This is a genomic window from Streptomyces sp. LS1784 (assembly GCF_020103755.1).
Classification (GTDB): Bacteria; Actinomycetota; Actinomycetes; order Streptomycetales; family Streptomycetaceae; genus Kitasatospora.
On the sequence record NZ_JAHSQD010000570.1, the window covers coordinates 1 to 5115 of the forward strand.

Here is a 5115-nt window from a genome sequence, read left to right on the forward strand (position 1 = left end):
GGCGAGCACCGTGCCCGGGTCGGCCCGGTCCCGGCCGGAGCCGCCGGGCGCCGCCGGGAAGTCGATCGCCACCCCGGACAGCACCCGGCCGTGGCCCGCCGGCTGCTCGCCCAGCTGTCCGGCGGCGCCGAGCACGACCGCCCAGCGCAGCTCGTCGTACGGCACCTCGGTTACCTCGGGCATCCCGGCCGCCTCCTCGCGCGCTCCGGCAGTCACGACACCGGTTCCACGACCTCTACGACAGTTCCGGCGTCCGCAGCGTATTGGCGGTGGCGACGGCCCGCAGCACGGCGGCCGCCTTGTTGCGGCACTCGGTGTCCTCGCCGTGCGGGTCGGAGTCGGCCACCACGCCCGCGCCGGCCTGCACGTACGCGGTGCCGTCGCGCAGCACCGCGGTGCGGATCGCGATCGCGGTGTCCGAGTCCCCGGCGAAGTCCAGGTAGCCGACGCAGCCGCCGTACAGGCCGCGGCGGGTGGGCTCCAGCTCCTCGATGATCCGCATCGCCCGCGGCTTGGGCGCGCCGGAGAGGGTCCCGGCCGGGAAGCAGGCGGTCAGCACGTCGAAGGCGGTCCGCCCCGGGGCGACCTTGCCGGTCACCGTCGACACGATGTGCATCACGTGGCTGTAGCGCTCGACCTGCATGAACTCGACGACCTCGACGCTGCCCGGCTCGCAGACCCGGCCGAGGTCGTTGCGGCCGAGGTCCACCAGCATCAGGTGCTCGGCCCGCTCCTTGGGGTCGGCGAGCAGCTCGGCCGCCAGCTCCGCGTCCTCGTGCGGGGTGGCGCCGCGGTGCCGGGTGCCGGCGATCGGGTGCAGCATCGCCTCGCCGTCGGTGACCTTGACCAGCGCCTCCGGGCTGGAGCCGACCACGTCGAAGCCGCCCTCGGCCCCGCCGTCCGGTCCGGGGAAGCGGAACAGGTACATGTACGGGCTGGGGTTGGTGGTGCGCAGCACGCGGTAGACGTCCAGCGCGGAGGCCGGGCAGGGCGCCTCGAAGCGCTGCGAGGGCACCACCTGGAAGGCCTCGCCGGCCCGGATCCGCTCCTTGACCTCCTCCACCGCGGCCCGGTACGGCGCGCCGCCGAACGGCGAGTGCACCTCGCCGGGGCCGACCGGGGTGAAGGTGGCCAGGCCCGGGTCGACCGGCTTGAACAGCTCGGCCTCCATCGCGTCCAGCCGGGCCACCGCGTCCGCCCAGGCCTCGTCCACGCCGCTGGCCAGGTCGTCGCGGTTGACGGCGTTGGCGATCAGCAGCACCGTGCCGTCGACGTGGTCGAGGACCGCGAGGTCGGTGGCGAGCAGCATGGTCAGCTCGGGCAGGCCCAGGTCGTCCGGGTTGAGGTCGGGCAGCTTCTCCAGCCGGCGGACGATGTCGTAGCCGAGGTAGCCGACCAGGCCGCCGGTGAGCGGGGGCAGGCCGTCGTCCTCCTGGCGCGGGGTGTGCAGCGCCTGCAGGGTGGCGCGCAGCACCTCCAGCGGGTCACCGGCCGTGGGGATGCCGACCGGCGGGGTGCCGAGCCAGCGGGCTCCGCCGTCCGGGCCGACGGTGAGCGCGGCGGCGCTGCGCACCCCGACGAAGGAGTAGCGCGACCAGCTGCGGCCCTGCTCGGCGGACTCCAGCAGGAAGGTGCCGGGCCGCTCCTCGGCGAGGCTGCGGTAGAGGCCGATCGGGGTGAGACCGTCCGCGAGGAGCCTGCGGGTGACCGGGATGACCCGGGTGTCGACTGCGAGCTTGCGGAAGGCTTCGAGATCCATGACGGGCGGCACCTTCTGGAGTTGTGGACGGAGTGGGGTCAGGACAGCGGGAGCACGTCGGCGTCGAAGCAGGTGCGGTCGCCGGTGTGGCAGGCCGCGCCGGTCTGGTCGACCTTGACCAGCAGGGTGTCGCCGTCGCAGTCCAGGGCCACCGACTTGACCGCCTGGACGTGGCCGGAGGTGTCGCCCTTCACCCAGTACTCACGGCGGCTGCGGCTCCAGTAGGTGCAGCGGCCCGTGGTCAGGGTGCGGTGCAGCGCCTCGTCGTCCATCCAGCCGAGCATCAGCACCTCGCCGGTGTCGTACTGCTGGGCGATGGCCGGGATCAGGCCGTCCTCGGTGCGCTTGAGCCGGGCGGCGATCTCGGGGGCGAGGGCGGTGCTGCCGGGAGTGGCGGGTGTGGTGGACATGGGGCCATTGTGTCAGCCCGGTCGCCGCCCCCGCGGGGCCTGTCCTCGCTTCCCCCCTGTGGCGCGTGCCGCGGGGCGTCGCCGCAGGAGCATGTCGCCCGCCCCGCCTGGGCGGCACGGCGGGCGACGTCGAGAGCGGCCCGGCTGTGCCTCTACGGGTGCAGTTGCCCGGTGAGTTTGGGGCCGCCCTGCTTGTTGCCGGCGGTCAGGGTGCAGGTGTAGTCGCGCCAGCCCTGTTGGTAGTTGGCCATGGCCGGGCCGAACTGGCGGCCGTAGTAGGTCTTACCGTCGGCCTGGCGGGCCTTGGCGGCGGCTTCGGCCTCCTTGCAGCCGTCCCGCATGGCGAGGGCGAGCTGGATCTCTCCGGTGAGGCCGTCGGCGAGTGTGAGGTCGGCGATCACCTCGCCGTCGTGGTCACCGGTGCAGGGGCGCTCCTCTGCCTTGGTGATCACCGGGCTCAGCTGCGGGTGGTCGAAGCAGGCGCCGACCGGGAAGAAGGCGTACGGCGGCTGCGGCTTGGTCGGCGTGGGCGTAGGGGTGGGTGTCGGCGTCGGGGTGGCCGTGGGGGTGGGCGGCGGCGCGGCGGCCGGCTTCCTGTCGTCCGGCCAGAGCACCGCGGTGGCCACCACCGCGAGCAGGACGACCAGCACGGCGGCGACGGTCAGGACCAGGCCGCGGGACGGACGGGAGCCGGCTGCGGGCGGCGGCTGCTCGGAGGTCATGGCCACGAGGATGGCCCACCCGACCCCCGCCTGACAGCCGCTTCACCGAACTCGCCCCGCACGGGGGCAGTCACCCGGCCTATGGCGGCGCCGCAGAACATCGCCACCAGGACCTTCGACAGCCCCGCTCCCGTCGGACCTCCGACGTCTGGGTGACCACTGTCGGTGTGCCGGGGGATGTCGTGGGAAAGGCGACAGGAGGTGTCGGGTTTTCCGGGGAGGGTGGGGGTTGCCGGTCGGGCCGTGGTGGTGCCGGGCCGGGACGACGGACGGATGGACAGAGGAACCTGATGCGTGAAACACCCGAGGAGCTCCGACGGCTCCAGGCCCTTCTCGATTCCTCGCTCTCCCGGTCGACGGCGCACCTGCGGTCGATCATCAGCAGTGAGCGCACGCTGACCGCCGGTCAGCTCACCGGTGTGCTGACCGGGATGTGCACGCTCGCGCTGTCCACGGTGACGGCGAAGGGGGAGCCGCGGATCAGCGGCGTGGACGGGCACTTCCTGCACGGGAAGTGGCACTTCGGCACCGCTCGGGGTGCCGCCAAGGCCCGGCACCTCGCCGCCCGGCCCGCGGTCAGTGCCGCGCACCTGCGCGGGGAGGACCTGGGCGTGTTCACGCACGGGAGCGTGGAGGTCATCAACCCGTACGGCGGCGAGCCGGCCGCCGACTGGCCGGAGCTGCTCGCGTACTTCCAGGGGTTCTACGGCGACGACGCCTTCGACTGGGACAACGACGTCGTCTACTACCGGCTGCACCCGCAGTGGATGGCCGCGTTCGCCCCCGACCTGGCCAAGCTCACGAAGAAGGCGGAGACGGCAGAGAAGGCGGACGGGGCGTGAACCCGCGCGGCACCATCGAGGTCGTCGGCGCCCGGACCAACAACCTGCGCGACGTGTCCGTCAGCATCCCCAAGGGCCGGCTTGTCGCCTTCACCGGCGTCAGCGGCAGCGGAAAGACGTCGCTGGCGGTCGACACCCTGCACAGCGAGGCCCAACTGCGCTACCTGGAAGGCCTTTCGCCGTTCGTCCGCCAGTACATCAGCCAGCGCAACCGTCCCCAGGTCGACCGCATCCTCGGCCTCGGCGCCACCCTCGCGGTCGACCAGCGCCGTCTGAACCGCAACCCGCGCTCCACCGTCGCAACCATCACGGGGATCGACGGGCACCTCGGCCTGCTCTTCTCTCGCCTTCCAGGGGTCGGCCCGGGCCCGGACACCGCCGAAGGCCCCCTGATCACCGCGCACTTCGACCGCCGCACCCCCGAAGGCGGCTGCCCGGACTGCCACGGCGCCGGCGCACGCCGGCAGGCGGCGGAGGACCTCGTCATCACCCGCCCGGACCTCCCGCTGTTCGACGGCGCCTCCCCCTGGTTCGCCAAGTGGCGCTCCGGAGAGCACGTGTTCGTCCCCGCGCTCGCCGCCGCCCGCGGCGTGGACCTCGGCCTGCCCTGGCGGTCGCTGCCCGCGGCGTTCCGGCACGACGTCCTGTACGGCACCGGCGACGAGGCCGTCGAGGCCACGGTCGACATCCCGAACCGGAACGAGACGGCCCGGATGACGTACACCTCCAGCCAGCCGCTGCGCGGCGCGCTCGCTGAGGTGGAGCGGGTGTTTGCCAACGCCCGAACGGCCGACGCCAAGCAGCGGTACCTGCCGTACCTGCGCGAGGAGCCCTGCGGCACCTGCCGTGGCAGCGGATTCGACCGGGTCGCCCAGTCCGTACGCCTCGGCGGCCTGTCCTACCCCGAGCTGCTGGAGGTGGACGTCCGAGAGGTCCGCCGCTGGGCCGGGCACCTCGCCGACACCCTCGACGACCGGCAGCGCGCCGTCGGCGAGCCCCTGCTGCAGGACCTCGGGCGCCGGCTGCGCCTCCTGGACCGGCTCGGCCTGGCCCACCTGCAACTGTCCCGCGGCGCCGCCACACTGTCCGGCGGCGAGCTGCAGCGCACCCGGCTGTCCGCCCAGCTCGGCACCGAGCTGAGCGACGTCGTCTTCGTCCTGGACGAGCCCGGCGCCGGGCTGCACCCGGCGGACAAGCGGCACCTGCTCGACATCGCCCTGGAACTGCGCGACGCCGGCAACACCGTCCTGCTCGTCGAGCACGACCCCGAGCTGATCGCCCGCGCCGACTGGGTCGTCGACATGGGGCCGGGCGCGGGCCGGCTGGGCGGCGAGGTCCTGGTCTGCGGCCCGCCCGCGCTGGTCGCCGCCGACCCCGCCTCG

Annotated in this window: 5 protein-coding genes and 1 pseudogene; 2 read left to right on the plus strand and 4 right to left on the minus strand. The window is 73.7% G+C overall.

From position 1 onward, the window contains the following. The 4 genes from KS423_RS37880 to KS423_RS37895 all read right to left on the minus strand — a co-directional run. The coding region (locus KS423_RS37880) for a hypothetical protein (protein ID WP_224284278.1) at window positions 1-183 on the minus strand (183 nt) is incomplete at its 3' end. A gap of 52 nt (window positions 184-235) precedes the next feature. Then, on the minus strand, window positions 236-1759 hold the full coding sequence (locus tag KS423_RS37885; protein ID WP_224284279.1) for an anthranilate synthase component I: 1524 nt from the start codon (window positions 1757-1759) through the stop codon (window positions 236-238). A gap of 38 nt (window positions 1760-1797) precedes the next feature. After that, window positions 1798-2169, minus strand: a complete 372-nt coding sequence (gene hisI, locus KS423_RS37890) for a phosphoribosyl-AMP cyclohydrolase (RefSeq protein ID WP_224284280.1) — start codon at window positions 2167-2169, stop codon at window positions 1798-1800. Between the two features lie 152 nt (window positions 2170-2321). Further along, window positions 2322-2891: a hypothetical protein gene (locus tag KS423_RS37895; RefSeq protein ID WP_224284281.1), complete on the minus strand. Its 570-nt coding sequence runs from the start codon at window positions 2889-2891 to the stop codon at window positions 2322-2324. A 290-nt stretch (window positions 2892-3181) separates the two neighbouring features. Between KS423_RS37895 and KS423_RS37900 the strand changes: the two genes are divergently transcribed. Next, the gene (locus KS423_RS37900) at window positions 3182-3733 is read left to right on the plus strand and encodes a pyridoxamine 5'-phosphate oxidase family protein (protein ID WP_224284282.1); all 552 of its coding nucleotides are present in this window, start codon (window positions 3182-3184) and stop codon (window positions 3731-3733) included. Further along, window positions 3730-5115: pseudogene (locus KS423_RS37905) on the plus strand (excinuclease ABC subunit UvrA); the annotation flags it as partial. The gene KS423_RS37900 and the pseudogene KS423_RS37905, both read left to right, overlap by 4 nt.